Here is a 541-nt window from a genome sequence, read left to right as displayed (position 1 = left end):
TCTTTCCGCGCGACATGGGCACGTTCAATGCTATTTAAAATATCGTTCTCAGTTGAGACAGGTGGGTACCCGAGAAGCTCTCCGGTCGCTGGATTAGTCACTGCAATGCCCTGTTGTGGGTTCGCTAGCATAAACGAAACAAGGCTTTGGTTTTGTATCTGTTGCATGGTCATTCCTTTTGACAACTCATCATCGCCGCTGAGTCAGCGGCGAGCTTATGTTTAAGCGGGGATCTGCTGCGTAATGCAATGAATGTTCCCTCCGCCGAGTAGAACCTCTCTCGACGGTATCGCGATGATTTGGTATTCCGGCATCGCGTTTTGCAAAATATCGATCGCAATGGCGTCGGTGTCTTCATCCAACATTGGTAAGAACACATGGCCGTTGACGATAAGAAAGTTCGCATAAGAGGCACTTAGGCGTTCGCCAGCTTGTCGGCTCATTCCTGAACTGGCGTCAATGCCATTGGCTTCGCGCTCGCTGTAATGCAACGGACCTGGTAAGGGCAAACGGACAATTTCAATCTCGCGCCCTTTCGCAT

Annotated in this window: 1 protein-coding gene and 1 pseudogene; both read right to left on the bottom strand. The window is 50.3% G+C overall.

What is annotated here, in order from left to right; genetic code table 11:
• A pseudogene (locus R7E78_RS29860) lies at positions 1 to 167 on the bottom strand (succinate-semialdehyde dehydrogenase (NADP(+))); the annotation flags it as partial.
• 54 nt (positions 168 to 221) lie between these two features.
• Positions 222 to 541: agmatine deiminase family protein (locus tag R7E78_RS29855; RefSeq protein ID WP_318059108.1), on the bottom strand; the 320-nt coding region annotated here is incomplete at its 5' end.

The organism is Vibrio sp. YT-19(2023) (assembly GCF_033337395.1).
The sequence above is the reverse complement of the archived record's forward strand: the minus strand, read 5'-3'. Positions and strand labels throughout refer to the sequence as shown.